This window comes from Noviherbaspirillum sp. ST9, from assembly GCF_048799745.1.
Lineage (GTDB): Bacteria > Pseudomonadota > Gammaproteobacteria > Burkholderiales > Burkholderiaceae_D > Noviherbaspirillum.
Genome location: NZ_JBLWFR010000002.1, coordinates 642,971 through 657,116 on the forward strand (window position 1 = coordinate 642,971; position 14,146 = coordinate 657,116).

Sequence of the window (14,146 nt, forward strand, 5' to 3'; positions counted from 1 at the left end):
GGGCTTGCCCCTCCCCGCCTCGGCGTCCAACTATTTTGTCCGCCCGTCGAACCCGTCCACGCCCGATGCCAGCGGTCTGGTCAGGCCAGTCAACATCTCGTGGACAACGACACCGTCCGTCGCATCCACAGCGCGGAGCCACGGCGCATCCTCAATCATGCGTTTGGCGTCCGCATAACCCGCACTCATGCGCGCAGTAATCCCTGAAGCGGTGAAGTCAATGTCCTTCAGATGGTCTTCGTCCTCAAGCCCATTTGCCACCAATTTGACGACGTGCATCGTCGTATGGCATCCCCATGATGCCAATTCCTTGATGCGCGGTGAATTCCGTCCCTTATCTGGAATTTCCTTTGTCAGCTCACGAATGACGTGGCGCAGATGATGTATTTGCTTCTGCCTCGCAAGATGGCTCTTGGTTCGGCTCGCGTAAAGAATTTCCTTCTCTCTTTCGGCAACTTCCCATAGTGAATCCGGCGTATGGCCTTCCGGCTTCCAGACATCCACCGCAAAAATCAGGGAATCTCGCCGCGGATTATCGTCGAGCACCGCCTCGATAGGTGTATTGGAAAATATCCCGCCATCCCAAAAAAAATCTCCGTCGACATCGACCGCGGGAAACGCCGGGGGGTATGCACTCGACGCCATCACATGATTCAATGAGATGCCGGTATCTCGACTGTCGAAGTACGCCATTTCTCCAGTGCGGACATTTACAGCGCCGAGCGAGATCCGAACATGCGCTTGGTTGATGTATTCAAAATCGACCAGTTCCGACAGAGTATGGCGCAACGGCACGGTAGAGTAGAACGCAGCGTTGGCAATGCCAACCGGCGCATTCTGGCCGAACATGACCAGTGGATTCGGGACAAAGAAGGACTGAATTCCCGACATAATCGTCAGCAAGCTCGAGAAAGCATGGTCATTGCTCGACAGGTACTTTGATAGATAGCTTCCAGAACTTTGTTCGACTGTTTCCCAGAAGCGGTGTAGTTGGTCCAATCGTGCGCCCGGAGGATTTCCGGCGATCAGCGCGCCATTAATGGCCCCAATTGAAGTTCCCACAATCCAGGCAGGCTCGATGCCTGCCTCGTGCATCGCCCGATAGACACCAACCTGATAGGCGCCCAATGCACCGCCGCCTTGGAGGACCAGCACCACTTGCCCTGGCGGCTTCGCCCTGGCAGGTGCATTACGGCCTGGCTGTTGCGCCGAACGTTTCTTGTCCAATGGTCGCTTTTCCATTCATGCCAGCATACTTGTCACGACGGCGCACCGGATGACAAAAATTAATACCCGTAGAACTCTTCGCTACGTATATCGTCGTCACCGATTCCCACTCGACTGAGCATGTCTCTCAGCGCCTCGACCAAACCGGGCGGCCCCACCAAGTAATAAACCGGATTCACATCCCGAGTGACAACGCTTGCAACCAGGCCTTCATTGATTGCCCCGGTTGGACCATCCCAACGTCGCTTTGATCTGGTGATGTCTGTCATCGTTGCAATCACCTTGATTCCCCTGTTCCGCGTGGCCAATTCTTGGAGCTCATCAAGAAATGCCGCATCCTCGGGGCGCCTATTTGAGTACAGGAGACTCAAATCGCGCGATTGGTTTTCGAACGCCGCCTGACGAAGCATACTCATGAATGGCGTGATGCCAATGCCGCCTGCTATGAATACTGCGGGACGTGCGCGGTCGCTGTGCAAAAGGAGTGAACCGAAAGGTCCTTCGATTCTGACCGCATCTCCCTGAGCAAGAGAGGCGAGCGTCTTCTTGTACAGGCTGTCTCGCATTCTCGTCGCAACCACGAGATCGTCTTCATGGGGGGCGCTAACCAGGGAAAAGGCATGACGTGCGACCTCACCTTCACTCTCGGGAAGGCGGAGAACCAGATCGATCGCTTGGCCAGGTTTGAAAGAGAACCCGTCAGGCTTCTTGAAATGAAAAGCGAGCGTTCCTTCTGCGACCACTTCACGGGAGATGAGTCGGGTATCAAAGGCATTCATGGCATTCCTCGCTGGTTTCCGGCTTTCGTCGCCGCGCTTTGTATCTCCCACGGGTGACAGCGAACTCCGATTAAATACTCGCGTGACGACCTTTTCGTTGCATCTATCCATTAGATGAAGCTGGATGCTCCGGCGTTTCGTCCAATGTCACTTAACTTGCTGCTCGCGCAGTAACCCGCGAGTTCTTCCATTGAGAATGATTACAACCAGTGCCTTGGCGGCATACCGCACTCCCTTGCACTTACCTCTCCAAATGGACGCGTCGGGAAGCGTGTCGGCCTCGCGCCCCGAAATTATCGGAGTAGCCGGAACGCGACCACTCATTTGCGCGCAATTCCGTGCGCCGCACTCTCTTATCAGAGACTTCGTTTTTTCTTTCTTTCTTGTTTTGCTCGGCTACCGCAGCTTATACTCCGCCCCTGGCTATATTTGCCAAGGAACAAAACAAGGAGAAGCAGTAATGAACAAATCGGAAATGATCGAGAAGCTCGCAGGCGACCATGAATTGACCAAGGTCAAGGCAAAGGCCATCGTGGAGCAGGTGTTTGGCTTCATCGGCAGCGACCTGAAGAAGGAAGGCCGTTTTGCCTTCCCGGATCTGGGCACCTTTACGGTTGGCCAGCGTGCTGCACGCACCGGTCGCAATCCGGCTACTGGCGCTACCATCAAGATCAAGGCAGCCAAGACGGTGAAATTCAAGGCTGCCCCGGCTTTGAAAGATAAGGTCGCCAAGGTCAAGGTCGGCAAGTAATCGGAACGGGCATCAAGTGAAAAGCGCCTTTTGGAGGCGCTTTTTCTTTTTCTGCAGATAAGGATATAGTGCGCGCATGAACTGGCATGTGTACATGATCGAGTGTGAGGACGGCAGTATTTATACAGGCATTGCCGTCGATGTCCTGGCGCGCTTCTCTGCACACGTGCTGGGACGCGGAGCCAAGTACACGCGCGCCCACAAGCCGGTACGGATACTCTGGCAACAGGAATACCCCGACCGCTCCTCCGCCTCCCGCATCGAGTACCGCATAAAGGGTTTATCCGCCAAAGAAAAGCGCCGGCTTGCGAGCGGCCTCCTTGTCGAATCCTTCGAAGACCTGCATCGTCACTGCCTGGGCAGCAGCATCTGACGCCGATTCCGGGCTTTTGCCCGTCTCGCCCATGAATAGCGCGGCGGCCGGTGTAACGACGGCAATGCACTCGCGTCCTAGTGAATCCCGTTACCCCACGCGAAAAATCCGTCACCAAGGATGGCCTGCCTGAGTGGCTCATCTAGTGTTATCCCGTGCATCGAGACGAGCGTCTCATGCGCCCCATCTGGCAACGCAGCCTGCGCCGCATCCCAGCTGTCGGCTGTGGCAAGCAGACGTCCCCGGTCATCCCATACCTCGTAGCCGAACTCGGCGGGTTCCACGTAAAAGTTCTCGGGTTGGAAGACCTCTACCGCCCCGCATTGCGCGCCGTATCGCCGCAACAATCGCGTCGCCTCAGCCGGCAAGGTCCGGTCATACAGCTCGGTCAATCCTGCAGAGCCTCGCCCACCGTAGCGATGCGCCTGCATCGAGCCGGGCGTCCAAGCAAGGGCATCGACGTTCAGCGTTGCGGCATGCAGTAGCGCCAGTTTCATTGCAAGCGCCGGCCACTCCTGCAACCATGGAGGCACCGGGAGAACCCGTTCATCCTTACTTTCGCGACGTGCCTCCTGCGCCCAGTCGCTCTGTACCTCCTGCAGCAGCAGAACGCGTTCCCCGTGTGCGCCTTCACGTATATCGCAACGCAAGTGCAACAAGACATTCCTGTGCTGGAAGTGTTGGGAGAAATAGCTGGGCGCGTAATAGGGCAATGTGACCAGCCACTCGCGATAATCGGAGCCACCGCTCAGGCGGTACTCAGACCATATTCCTTGCGTCGACATTTTCGGGAACAGCTGCGCAGCGTGAACGTTTGCCAAGTTCCTTGCTTCATCGAGCGAATGGCACAAACCGGTAGGATTGGTATCAGAAACGACAGGTTCACCTTGGTGTGTGAACGCCATCCAGGTCCGAACCGGACCCAGAAGATCGTCCCATTCCACCACGTCGACGGAATAACCGAGTACACGATCCCGCCACTGCGGGCGACTCTGCAATTCCCGCTTGATTTTTGGCTTCGTCCGTGGATAGTCGATATTGGCGGGCACGCGCACAAACTCGAGTTGGACGATCGCCGGAGAAAGCACCGGCAAGATGGACAAGCGCAATGGATTGAAATGAAGCTGCGTTGCCAGGTCTGCTCCGTCTACCACGACGTCGAACTCCTCCAACTCTGCCTCCGCCAGCCCGCAAAAGGCGAGCTCGTCCGCTCGCAAGCCTTTTTTTCCCAGGTTAGAAATGCGTTGCTGCCATTGAAGGAGGTTCGCCTTCTCCAGGCCATGTTCCTTGAGCCAATGCTGAAGCGCAGAGTGCAATCCGAGTATTCCGAATGCCCCCTCCCCAGTAAGAGCAAGAAACGGCTGCGGAAGGTTGCGGACTGCACGCTGCTGGGTGAAGGCAATAACGTGACTCTCGACTTGCGCCAGCCACTGACGCACACTGCGGCTTCCCAACTGCCGCAGCAGCTGATTGATCATCGTCCGGAACACGCCCTGATGGCGACCCTCTACTGCTTCGAGCAGGGTCAGTCCGGTAAGGATCTCCATCCGTCCGGCGCGATTGACGACATCGATATAGGCGCGAACATCAATCGCTCCCTCTTTCGGAATCGGAATAAAAGGAGTGATCTGGCCGAACTCGGTATGTTCCCACAGACGCCGAGCGGAAAGCCCAAGTGCGCAACCTGGGATCTGGAGGTCCAAGCGGACGGGCTGGAGTGCCATGTGCTCAAGGATACGAGGAAGACTCTGGACAAGCACAGGATATCAGTGACGTCGATTTCGCCGTGACTTCTGTGCCGCGGACGCGGGCCGCGCGAGGTGCCGGATCTCTTCGTAGCGCTGCATGAACAGGTCATACGCCTTTTCAGGGCCGACAGGCTCAATCCTTGCAGGCGCCGGCGTGGGCAAATGGCCCCAATCCATCCAGGTTGCGGGCAAGAGGTCCCTAACTTCGGTCGCCATCGCCACCAGGTCCGCCTCCTTGACGCCAGGCACATGCAGATCGAACCCGAATCGATTTGCAAGAGCGGCTTCGATAGGTGCGAGCTTTTTATTGATGGCTTCCCTACCCAGATGAACCTTGAGCGGGGATGGCCAGTCGCCTTGGATGAATTCGATCGCATCATGCCATAGCGCGTGGTATGCAATTGGTAAGGGAACAAGATGCGACACCATGACGCTGTGTTCTGCTACCGAGTAGAACTGTCGCGTAGCGCCACACCAGCGCGGCTGGTACGCCAGTGCTTTGGCAACGTCTTCAACGGGCAAACCGGAGGCATCAGGATTTCCGAGATCCAGCACGAAGCCCGATGCAGTGATGATGGCTGTCCTTCCACTGGGTTTCAAGAACATGTCGAGTTGTTTGCCAGCCATTTCTTTGTCCCAAATTGCGTGTACCGACCGAGCACGCCGCCCGAACCGCATTTTGAAGCCCCATTATTGCAAGTCGTGATCGTATAGAGGCACTGTCAGTTCAAAATTGTGCACACTGTATATTTATACAGGCATAAGTGCAAGCGATAAGAGTGAAGTTGAACTGCGTCGAGTGCGGCAGCGGGAGCGAGACCAAAGGCCTCATCATGGCTCAATCGCCTCTGCCTGCCACCCGGGGTGCCTTACTTGTCAGGTACGATATTTGAGAAGAAGCGCCTGTGTAAGCGAGGCAGGCACCTAAGTCGTGATCATTGTGGGCGACGCCACGTCCTTGCCGTGCACGGCGTCTGCATTTCGTCCGGTACCCCACAGCCACGGAACAAGAGAGTGGATGAGGTAGACGTGCAAGAACTAGCGACGCACTGAGAATTTTTCCGCGAGCAGGCGCAATTTCTCGTCACGTTTGATTTTTTCCTGCTCCTCGAGCGCTGCCTGCTCCTGTTCCTTGCGTTGCTCGGCGATCTTTTTCTTACGCGCCTTGACTGTGTCGACAGCAAGGACACGGTGCGCTTCCAGCACTTCCCCGGCCGGGTTCCCATCCAGGTCAAAGCGCGTCTTTGCCTTGTCGAGTGCGGTCAAATATCGCGTGGTATGGGTATGGATGCTCAGGGCAACCCGTAGCGCCTTCCGGTCAATGGTGGGCATGCGCGCGATGATTTCCTTGTCAATCCCGATCGCGAGCGGCAAGCCTTTTCGAAAAACCTCGAATTGTTGTTCAAGTTGCTTCAGCAGCCCGCGGCCGGAATGAGCCGGTTCATGAGACGGAGAGTTCATACCTGTCGATCGCAGAAAAAATGTGCCGCGAGCATACCACCAAACTCAGGCCTTCCCGTTGCAAGTTTCTGAAAGTGGCCTCATACGACTACGTGCCCCGCAGGCACAGGACGGCCGGACGGGAGATGGGGATGCCGAGGTGTCCCCGGTCATGCGCTTGGCCGGGTCTGCTGCGATTTTGATTTGTAAGGGGCTGCACTAATGCGGTACTTCTGCCGACGGTCCCCCATCAGGTGCCGCAGCTCCGCGATGGTCAACCCACTTACCTCGTGCATGCGAATGAGGAGGGATCCGCCCATGGGCAGCCGACGATGACGAATTTTGCTGACGAGGGGGGGCTCCACGTTCAGCTCGCGGCAAAGCTGCGCGTCATTTTTCAGATGCATCCGGTCGATAAGTGCGTCGAACAATCGGTTCGGATCGTAGGATGAAGCCTCTGGCGTTTGCGGATCGGTCATGATGTTCTCGTGGGCGTGATCATTGTTCCATCACGATATTCCCTCGAGCAGTGGCGCCATTGAGTATTAACAACAGTCCATTGAGTTGACCTTGCCGTCACGTCGACAAGCTCCCGGTAGCAGCGCCCTCCTCCATGCGTCGGGCCGGGACAATGGGCAGTTCGCCACAGGGAGATCGTCACCGCTTGACCTCAGTCAACCATTTCGCACTGCAGCGACTCCCGACGTTGTCCAACACCCATCGTTGTGAGATCGTTCCCGGCTTCTCAGATCTGCCGTTGACGTCGATGTACTTTTCACCTACCGAGATCCTTGAATGGACCGGATGCATTACTGGAGCCGTTGGATCCATCATGCTTGCAGCGAGGCACGCGCACGCCGCATGGGCCTTCGTCCTCTATCTCATCTCCAGTTGTGCCTGGATCGCGTTCGGGTTGCTGACCGGCGCACCAGGCCTCATCACCATGCAGCTTGTGTTTGTGGGAACCGCCGTTCTCGGGATTTACAACTGGCTTATCCTCCCGCGGCGGTCTGAAAAGCTTGCTGGTAGGTCGTAGTTCCGAATGCGACGACGAAGGCGTGATTATTGCCTCAGGAGTGCCACCTGCACACAGATTGCCATTCGGAAACACTAGGCTGCAATGATGCAAGAACGTCATGATCAAAGCATCGCCGGCGCAGCTGAGGTTAAGCTCTAGCGAACAGATTTCGTCTCCAATACGTCAAATAACGGCATGGACACGTTCGGCCACCAGGCCCGGGACATCCTGAGACATCCAGGAGCCTTTGCCATCCACACGCTCAAAGCCTTCAGGGCCAACCAAGGTTTACTGCTGGCCGGCGCCGTTGCCTATTATGCGCTGCTGTCCATCGTGCCTCTGCTCATCCTGATTGTCATCGCGCTATCCCATGTGATCGGCCAGGTGGAGTTGCTGGATACCATGGGCCGTTATCTGGAATGGCTCATCCCGGGACAATCGAAGGCAATCATCGGCGAGCTGGCGAGTTTCATGCACCACAGCGATGTGGTCGGCTGGCTGTTGCTGGCAACGATGATCTTCTTCAGCTCGCTCGCGTTCACCGTGCTGGAGAATGCGCTGTCGGTGATTTTCTTTCATCGCGTCGCGATCCACCGGCGCCATTTCCTCGTATCCGCCCTGCTGCCGTATTGCTACATCCTGTTTCTGGGTGTCGGCACGCTGGTGGTGACATTGGTATCGGGCGCTCTGGAGGCCATGGGACGGGAGCGCATCGACTTCCTCGGGCATAGCTGGTCGCTGGGCGGTGTCTCGGGCATGCTGCTCTATCTTCTCGGCGTGGCGGGTGAAATCCTCGTCCTCACCTCCGTTTACCTGGTAATGCCGGTCGGACGCCTTTCGCTGCGGCATGCCTTGATCGGAGGCGGGGTAGCGGCCTTGCTGTGGGAAATCACGCGGCATGTACTGGTGTGGTATTTCGCAACACTGTCGCAAGTCAGTACAGTCTACGGATCGTTGACGACAGCAATCGTCGTGCTCCTGAGCCTGGAAATTGGAGCAATTGTGCTCTTGCTTGGCGCCCAGGTCATTTCTGAATATGAGCGAATACTCAGGGGAACGTCCGGGAAACGGTTCGCGTCTTTTCACACGGAACAAGAACGGTCACGCTGAACGCCTTCTATGCCGTCGACAACCAACTTCAAAACGAAATTCACCTACCCACGCTGAACCGTCCAGTCGGCCGACGAAGCCGGTCGCAATGGGTACGTGCACTGCCCCTCAACTCTCCGGGTCATACCCAAACTCGCGGAGCTCCTGCGCGCAGCGGCAGGCGTTGGCGATCTTTGCCGCCCACAGGATGGCGGCTTCGCGTGACGGGAGCCGCAGGACACAGAAGCCACCGTCGAATTCCTTCGTCTGCGGATAGGTTTCGTTTCTGACTGTGCCATCTGAGGCGACCATGAGCGATGCGACATCCGAATTGATACCGCCACCGAACACGTACACGCCTGCCGCCTTCGCCTCGCGGATGACATCGCGCGCAGCTTCGCCCACGGCGGCAAAGTCCTTAGCGGGGACGTCCATGGCGCTTGCGGGAAAGGAGATAAGGTAGTGCGTCATCGTTCTTCAGACTCAAGTAATGCAAGGTTCGCCGCGGTCTGTCGACCGTCCTGGGTAAAGGTGCTGCGTTCAGATCGAATTTCTCGAACGCCCCACCATGTCCGTCATGGTATTACATGAGACAGTAATGGGGCTTCACGGCTGCCGCCTCTATTTCTGCTTCGAGTAATACCCCACGCCCACCACGACATCGTTCACCCGTTGGACCAGTGAATGCTTTGGTTCAACGGCGTTGGTCGCGGGATTACGCCACACGTAATCAACCGTACCACTCCCCTTCTCCGTGGCCAGCGCAATCATTTCCTGGACGAGGGGTTTTCCTTCCGCGTCCCGCATATCGCGCACGTTCTTGCCGACGAGGTGGGGCGCAGCACCGGATGCGCGATATTTCCCGTCCTCGATGCCGATCGCAAACACGTACAGGTCGCCACGAATGAATGCGCCTTTGGGATCATTGAACTTGCGGTACGCGGCACGTGCGCCCGATTTCTTCATCTGCGCAACCGCCTTGTCCAGCATGCCCTGCGCTTCCTCCTCTGACGAGCGAGGCAGGTAGTAACCCACGCTGAGGACGTGGTTGTCGACCTTCGTGAAAAAAGCTGTCTTCGCCTCCACGCGGTTGTTGCTGCGATTGAGCCAGCGATACTCGACACTACCACTTCCGTCAGCGGCGGCCCGGTCCAGCATCTCGCGGATGAAGGACTTTCCTGCAGCATCGCGCAGGTCGGTGACGTTGGTTCCGACCAGCACTTCCGGCGCTGCACCGTGCGCGACCATCATCCCATCCAGCCCGATCGCATAAACGTAATTCGGGCCCTTCACGAATTCACCGTCCCGCTTGCTGAATGCCTTGAATGCCTTCTCTGTGCCATTCTTCCGCAGGTAAGAAGCGGCCTCCTCCAGCAATGTCTTTGCCTTGTCTGCTTCCGCGCGTTCGATCGCGCCCAATGGCGCATCGGACGGAGCAGCGTGTGCGAGGGGCGCGGCGCTCAGTGCGAACGCAAGATGGCCGAGCAGGAAAATGCGAGGTAGTGCTTTCATGGATGACTCCTTTGCAGTGGAAGATGGAGCCAGTCTATGCAACGCATTTGCGACGCAACTTTGACTCAAGTCAAAGACCGCAAAAGCATGATGTCGGTGCTCTTTTTTGGGACAATGCGGATAGTCCGATGTGTCACCGTCTGGAGCAGAAATCGCGAAGCTGTGGTTATCTTGCGACGCGGCCGTGCCGGAAGTCCTCCCGCGCTCCACTCAGAAATTCTTGTACTTCCGTGGTATGGCCGTTTGACCCAGGCGCTTCTCGATCAACTTCAGCATCGCTTGAGAAGCGACGGACAAGGACCTGTCCTTCCGCCGCACGACGAGGATCGGGCGAACGAGCTTGCTCGATTGCAGAGGTATTGCGACGAGACCCAGCTGACGAAACTGGAACAGTGTCAGCTCGGGGACGATGCTGATCCCCAGTCCTTGCTTTACCAGACCGGCGACTGTCGCAAGGTGTTCGACTTCGAACCCGGAATGAACGACTTGCACTTCCCGAAGCAGGATCTCGACATGCTGGCGCACGCTGGAGGACTTCGCGAGGTGGATGACTTCGTGGCCAGCCAGATCCGCCACGCGCACTGTCTTCTTCCCGGCCAAGGCATGTTCCTTCGGACAGACCACATAGAACGGATCACTGCACAACGTGCGCGCCTCGAATTCCTGAACGTCCGGCCCGGGCGCCGTCAACGCCAGGTCGGCCTTCCCCTGCCGCAAAAGAGCCAGGCACTGATCCGAGAGTGCGTCGTGCAGGCTGACCTTCACCCCCGGATAGAGGTGCTTGTACTCGACAATGACCGACGGCAGGCCGTTCGCCGCAAGGGAAGGCAGCGCCGCAATGGACACCCTGCCCCGACGCAGCGCAACGTACTCGCTCATGTCGTCGAAAGCAGCCTCGATTTCGGCAATGAGTGCCGTCGCGGCCTCCGCGAAGAGTTCGCCTTCGGGCGTCAACGTCACCTTCCGTGTGTCCCGCTCGAACAGCGTTGTCCCAAGCATGCCTTCGAGCTTCTTGATCATGACGCTCAGCGCCGACTGTGACGTATGGCACCGCTCCGCCGCTCGGGTAAAGTGCTTGAGCTCCGCCAGCGCGACAAACGCGTGGAGCAGGCGGGTCGAAATATTTCTTTGCACGATTAATACCTAAAAATGATTAATTGATCGCAAATATTCATTTTACTTCATCAAACCGCGCCCTCAGAATCAGTACAACACCGACAAACGGCGGGCGCCGCAGCCGCAGAAGCAAGGGCCTCAATGAGATACGTCAGAATTGGATCAGGCGCAGGTTACTCGGGCGATCGCATCGAACCGGCAGTCGAACTCGCCGAAAAAGGGGACATCGACTACCTGATTTTCGAATGCCTCGCCGAGCGGACCATTGCTCTCGCTCAACGCGCGAGAATGGCCAACCCGAACGCGGGTTACGACCCGCTTCTCGAGGACAGGATGCGCGCTGTGCTCCCTGCCTGCTGCGCGCGCGGCATACGGATCATCACCAACATGGGGGCGGCGCATCCCTTGGCGGCCGCCCAAACGGTGCGCGACGTCGCGCAGTCGCTGGGGATGCACGGGCTCAAGGTGGCAGCGGTGACGGGCGACGACGTGCTGGAAAGGGTGCGGCGGGGGAGTTACCTCGATGACACGGGACAGCCGGTCACGCGATTTGGTGACCGGCTCCTGTCGGCCAATGCTTATATCGGCGCACAAGCAATCGTCGACGCGTTGGCACAGGGCGCGGACGTGGTCATTACCGGACGCGCGGCCGATCCGGCCCTGGTGCTGGCCCCGCTTGTCCATACCTTTGGGTGGAAGATGGACGACTGGCATCGCTTGGGCCAGGGTACGCTCGTGGGACACCTGCTCGAATGCGCCGGTCAGATTACCGGCGGCTATTTCGCCGACCCGGGTTACAAGGATGTCGCCGGGCTGGCGCGCTTGGGATTCCCGATTGGAGAAGTGTACGAGGACGGCTCAGCAATCATTACCAAGGTGCCGGGCAGCGGCGGTCAGGTCACTACCGCCACCTGCAAGGAGCAATTGCTCTACGAAATCCATGATCCCGCCTCTTACATGACGCCGGACGTGGTCGCGGATTTTTCCCGCGTCGTGATTGAAGAGATTGGACCCGACCGTGTCCGGGTCAGCGGAGCGAGCGGACGGGCAAGGCCGGAGATGCTGAAAACGTCGATCGGCTATGTCGACAGTTACATTGGAGAAGGCCAGATGTCGTATGCAGGCCCGGGCGCCGCGACTAGGGCGCGCTTGGCGCTTGAGATCGTGCAGGAGCGGTTGAAGTTGATTGGCCTGCAAGCGAGCGAAATGCGCTACGACCTCCTGGGCATCAATTCCATGCACGGCGACAAGCTCTCGGCGAATTGGCCGGATCCTTGCGAGGTAAGGATTCGCGTCGCCGGTCGCACCGGCTCGCTGGCAGAAGCAACCCGCATTGCAAACGAGGTGGAAAGCCTTTACACCTGCGGACCCGCCGGCGGCGGTGGAGCAAGCAAGTGGGCACGGGACATCGTCGCGGTGGTGTCCATATTGCTGCCACGCTCCGAACTTCACACTGCCGTTCACATCACGGAGACCTGACATGCAGCTGAGGGAAATCGCCCATGCGCGCGCCGGCGACAAAGGCAACATTTCAAATATTTCGGTCATCGTCTACGACCCGAAAGACTTTCCGGCGATCGAGAAATACGTGACGGCGGAGCGCGTCAAGGCGCATCTGTCGGAGATCGTGAAAGGCGACGTCGAGCGCTTTGTACTGTCCTCCCTCGGCGCACTCAACTTCGTCATGCGCGACGCGCTTGCCGGCGGGGTCACGCGTTCACTCGCGATCGATGCCCATGGCAAGACGCTCAGCTTTGCCATTCTCAGCCTGGACATACCCCAGTCGACCTGACAATCCACTTCCAACAATCATGATGGAGACAACCATGAAGCACATCAAACGACCCTTGTTCGCCCTCTCGACACTCTGGCTGGCCGTCATCGCCGTCCCTGCGGCCGCGGATTTCCCGGAAAAGCCGATCCGGCTGGTCGTGCCTTTTGCCTCGGGGACTGCCACGGACCAACTCGCCCGCGCGCTCGGCCAAGCCATGACGCAAGAGGTCAAGCACCAGGTCATCGTGGACAACAAGCCGGGCGGGAACGGGTTCATCGGGGCGAATGAAGCGGTCCGCTCTGCGCCGGACGGCTACACGGTCTTTATCACCACGAATACGACGCACGCGGCGGCTGAACACCTTTTCAAGAAGCTTCCGTACGACCCGGTCAAAGACTTTACACCTGTCACCGGGCTCGGCAAGGGCGGCCAGGTCATGGTGGTCAATACCCAGTATCCGGCCAGGAACGTCGCCGAATTTATTGCGATGGCAAAGAAGGAACCGGGCAAGATTACCTTCGGCAGTGGAAGCTCCTCCAGCCGTGTCGCTGGCGAACTCTTCCAGCAACTTGCCGACGTGAAGCTCCTGCACGTCCCGTACAAGAGCAACACATTTGCTGTCACCGACCTGCTCGGGGGACAGATCGACATGATGATCACGGATACCTCGACGGGGCTCCCCCACGTCAAAAGCGGCAAGCTGCGCGCGCTCGGCTATTCGGCCAAGAGCCGCTCTCCCCTTGCTCCGGATGTACCGACAATCGAGGAAGCCGGCGTGAAAGGCTATGACATCGGCTACTGGTTTGCAGCCTACGCGCCGGCAAAGACGCCGCAGCCCATCGTCGCCCGGCTGAATGAATTGCTGACGCAGGCCGCGAAAAGCCCGGCGGCGAAGGCTGCCTTCTATGGGCAAAGCGGGGTGGAGGTCTTTGTCACCACGCCGGAAGAACTGGCGCGATTCCAATCGGATGAAACCCGCAAGTGGGGTGAAATCATTCGCAAGGCCGGTATCGAGAAGGAATAATCGAACGCGTCACCCGCTGGCACTCGTTGGCGGGTTTCAACCCGGCCCTCCGCATTCCACCCCACTTCGGATCAGACAAGCCGATGACGTCGGTCTTTGATACTACGGGGAGCCGGAATTTGGCACGCAAAAGCAAAAAGCCCCGCCTTCAGAAGAAGGCGGGGCTCATGCATATAACAAGCCTGACGATAACCTACTTTCACACTGGTTGCAGCACTATCATCGGCGCAGAGTCGTTTCACGGTCCTGTTCGGGATGGGAAGGGGTGGTACCAACTCGCTATGGTCATCAGGCA

Annotated in this window: 15 protein-coding genes and 1 rRNA gene; 6 read left to right on the plus strand and 10 right to left on the minus strand. The window is 57.9% G+C overall.

All coding sequences use genetic code 11. From position 1 onward, the window contains the following. Positions 1–30 precede the first annotated feature (30 nt). On the minus strand, positions 31–1,227 hold the full coding sequence (locus tag ACNOHI_RS06285) for a patatin-like phospholipase family protein (RefSeq protein WP_420473792.1): 1,197 nt from the start codon (positions 1,225–1,227) through the stop codon (positions 31–33). Between the two features lie 59 nt (positions 1,228–1,286). After that, complete coding sequence (locus ACNOHI_RS06290; RefSeq protein WP_420473793.1) at positions 1,287–2,006, minus strand: ferredoxin--NADP reductase; 720 nt, start codon at positions 2,004–2,006, stop codon at positions 1,287–1,289. A 460-nt stretch (positions 2,007–2,466) separates the two neighbouring features. Here ACNOHI_RS06290 and ACNOHI_RS06295 point away from each other — a divergent pair, with 460 nt between their 5' ends. Both ACNOHI_RS06295 and ACNOHI_RS06300 read left to right on the plus strand, forming a co-directional pair. Beyond that, complete coding sequence (locus tag ACNOHI_RS06295) at positions 2,467–2,757, plus strand: HU family DNA-binding protein (protein WP_420473794.1); 291 nt, start codon at positions 2,467–2,469, stop codon at positions 2,755–2,757. Between the two features lie 76 nt (positions 2,758–2,833). Continuing rightward, entirely contained in the window at positions 2,834–3,130 is a 297-nt protein-coding gene (locus ACNOHI_RS06300; RefSeq protein WP_420473795.1) for a GIY-YIG nuclease family protein, read from the plus strand. Between the two features lie 77 nt (positions 3,131–3,207). On the opposite strand, the gene ACNOHI_RS06305 is transcribed toward ACNOHI_RS06300, so the two are convergent. From ACNOHI_RS06305 to ACNOHI_RS06320, 4 genes are all read right to left on the minus strand, one after another. Next, the gene (locus ACNOHI_RS06305; protein ID WP_420473796.1) at positions 3,208–4,833 is read right to left on the minus strand and encodes a hypothetical protein; all 1,626 of its coding nucleotides are present in this window, start codon (positions 4,831–4,833) and stop codon (positions 3,208–3,210) included. 63 nt (positions 4,834–4,896) lie between these two features. Next, complete coding sequence (locus tag ACNOHI_RS06310) at positions 4,897–5,505, minus strand: hydrolase (RefSeq protein WP_420473797.1); 609 nt, start codon at positions 5,503–5,505, stop codon at positions 4,897–4,899. Positions 5,506–5,916: 411 nt separating this feature from the next. Next, positions 5,917–6,339 (minus strand): ProQ/FINO family protein, encoded by a 423-nt coding sequence (locus tag ACNOHI_RS06315; RefSeq protein WP_420473798.1) that lies wholly within the window; start codon positions 6,337–6,339, stop codon positions 5,917–5,919. Positions 6,340–6,488: 149 nt separating this feature from the next. Further along, positions 6,489–6,797 carry a hypothetical protein gene (locus ACNOHI_RS06320; protein WP_420473799.1) on the minus strand — a complete coding sequence of 103 codons (309 nt, stop codon included), beginning with the start codon at positions 6,795–6,797 and terminating at the stop codon, positions 6,489–6,491. Between the two features lie 734 nt (positions 6,798–7,531). Here ACNOHI_RS06320 and ACNOHI_RS06325 point away from each other — a divergent pair. Continuing rightward, positions 7,532–8,446, plus strand: coding sequence for a YihY/virulence factor BrkB family protein (locus ACNOHI_RS06325; protein ID WP_420473800.1), 915 nt, complete (start codon positions 7,532–7,534; stop codon positions 8,444–8,446). Between the two features lie 108 nt (positions 8,447–8,554). Here the strand turns inward: ACNOHI_RS06325 and ACNOHI_RS06330 are convergent, their stop codons facing one another. From ACNOHI_RS06330 to ACNOHI_RS06340, 3 genes are all read right to left on the minus strand, one after another. Further along, on the minus strand, positions 8,555–8,860 hold the full coding sequence (locus ACNOHI_RS06330; protein WP_420473801.1) for a YciI family protein: 306 nt from the start codon (positions 8,858–8,860) through the stop codon (positions 8,555–8,557). Between the two features lie 186 nt (positions 8,861–9,046). Then, complete coding sequence (locus ACNOHI_RS06335) at positions 9,047–9,937, minus strand: cache domain-containing protein (RefSeq protein ID WP_420473802.1); 891 nt, start codon at positions 9,935–9,937, stop codon at positions 9,047–9,049. Between the two features lie 210 nt (positions 9,938–10,147). Then, positions 10,148–11,071 carry a LysR family transcriptional regulator gene (locus ACNOHI_RS06340; RefSeq protein ID WP_420473803.1) on the minus strand — a complete coding sequence of 308 codons (924 nt, stop codon included), beginning with the start codon at positions 11,069–11,071 and terminating at the stop codon, positions 10,148–10,150. 123 nt (positions 11,072–11,194) lie between these two features. On the opposite strand from ACNOHI_RS06340, the gene ACNOHI_RS06345 reads away from it, so the two are divergent. Genes ACNOHI_RS06345 through ACNOHI_RS06355 form a run of 3 tightly spaced genes read left to right on the plus strand, consistent with a single transcriptional unit; the run spans position 11,195 to position 13,851 of the window. Then, entirely contained in the window at positions 11,195–12,532 is a 1,338-nt protein-coding gene (locus ACNOHI_RS06345) for an acyclic terpene utilization AtuA family protein (RefSeq protein WP_420473804.1), read from the plus strand. Between the two features lies 1 nt (position 12,533). Beyond that, a complete protein-coding gene (locus ACNOHI_RS06350) occupies positions 12,534–12,845 on the plus strand; it encodes an AtuA-related protein (RefSeq protein WP_420473805.1) in 312 nt (103 codons plus the stop codon). A gap of 34 nt (positions 12,846–12,879) precedes the next feature. Beyond that, entirely contained in the window at positions 12,880–13,851 is a 972-nt protein-coding gene (locus ACNOHI_RS06355; protein ID WP_420473806.1) for a Bug family tripartite tricarboxylate transporter substrate binding protein, read from the plus strand. A 180-nt stretch (positions 13,852–14,031) separates the two neighbouring features. Here the strand turns inward: ACNOHI_RS06355 and rrf are convergent. Beyond that, positions 14,032–14,144: ribosomal RNA gene (gene rrf / locus ACNOHI_RS06360) — 5S ribosomal RNA — on the minus strand. Positions 14,145–14,146: the final 2 nt, after the last annotated feature.

What these genes read in the sequence shown, in the direction of transcription:
- ACNOHI_RS06310 (WP_420473797.1), bottom strand. Translation starts at nt 5,505, where the DNA reads ATGGCTGGCAAACAACTCGACATGTTCTTGAAACCCAGTGGAAGGACA.
- ACNOHI_RS06295 (WP_420473794.1), top strand. Translation starts at nt 2,467, where the DNA reads ATGAACAAATCGGAAATGATCGAGAAGCTCGCAGGCGACCATGAATTG.
- ACNOHI_RS06300 (WP_420473795.1), top strand. Translation starts at nt 2,834, where the DNA reads ATGAACTGGCATGTGTACATGATCGAGTGTGAGGACGGCAGTATTTAT.
- ACNOHI_RS06345 (WP_420473804.1), top strand. Translation starts at nt 11,195, where the DNA reads ATGAGATACGTCAGAATTGGATCAGGCGCAGGTTACTCGGGCGATCGC.
- ACNOHI_RS06320 (WP_420473799.1), bottom strand. Translation starts at nt 6,797, where the DNA reads ATGACCGATCCGCAAACGCCAGAGGCTTCATCCTACGATCCGAACCGA.
- ACNOHI_RS06290 (WP_420473793.1), bottom strand. Translation starts at nt 2,006, where the DNA reads ATGAATGCCTTTGATACCCGACTCATCTCCCGTGAAGTGGTCGCAGAA.
- ACNOHI_RS06315 (WP_420473798.1), bottom strand. Translation starts at nt 6,339, where the DNA reads ATGAACTCTCCGTCTCATGAACCGGCTCATTCCGGCCGCGGGCTGCTG.
- ACNOHI_RS06330 (WP_420473801.1), bottom strand. Translation starts at nt 8,860, where the DNA reads ATGGACGTCCCCGCTAAGGACTTTGCCGCCGTGGGCGAAGCTGCGCGC.
- ACNOHI_RS06335 (WP_420473802.1), bottom strand. Translation starts at nt 9,937, where the DNA reads ATGAAAGCACTACCTCGCATTTTCCTGCTCGGCCATCTTGCGTTCGCA.
- ACNOHI_RS06355 (WP_420473806.1), top strand. Translation starts at nt 12,880, where the DNA reads ATGAAGCACATCAAACGACCCTTGTTCGCCCTCTCGACACTCTGGCTG.
- ACNOHI_RS06325 (WP_420473800.1), top strand. Translation starts at nt 7,532, where the DNA reads ATGGACACGTTCGGCCACCAGGCCCGGGACATCCTGAGACATCCAGGA.
- ACNOHI_RS06350 (WP_420473805.1), top strand. Translation starts at nt 12,534, where the DNA reads ATGCAGCTGAGGGAAATCGCCCATGCGCGCGCCGGCGACAAAGGCAAC.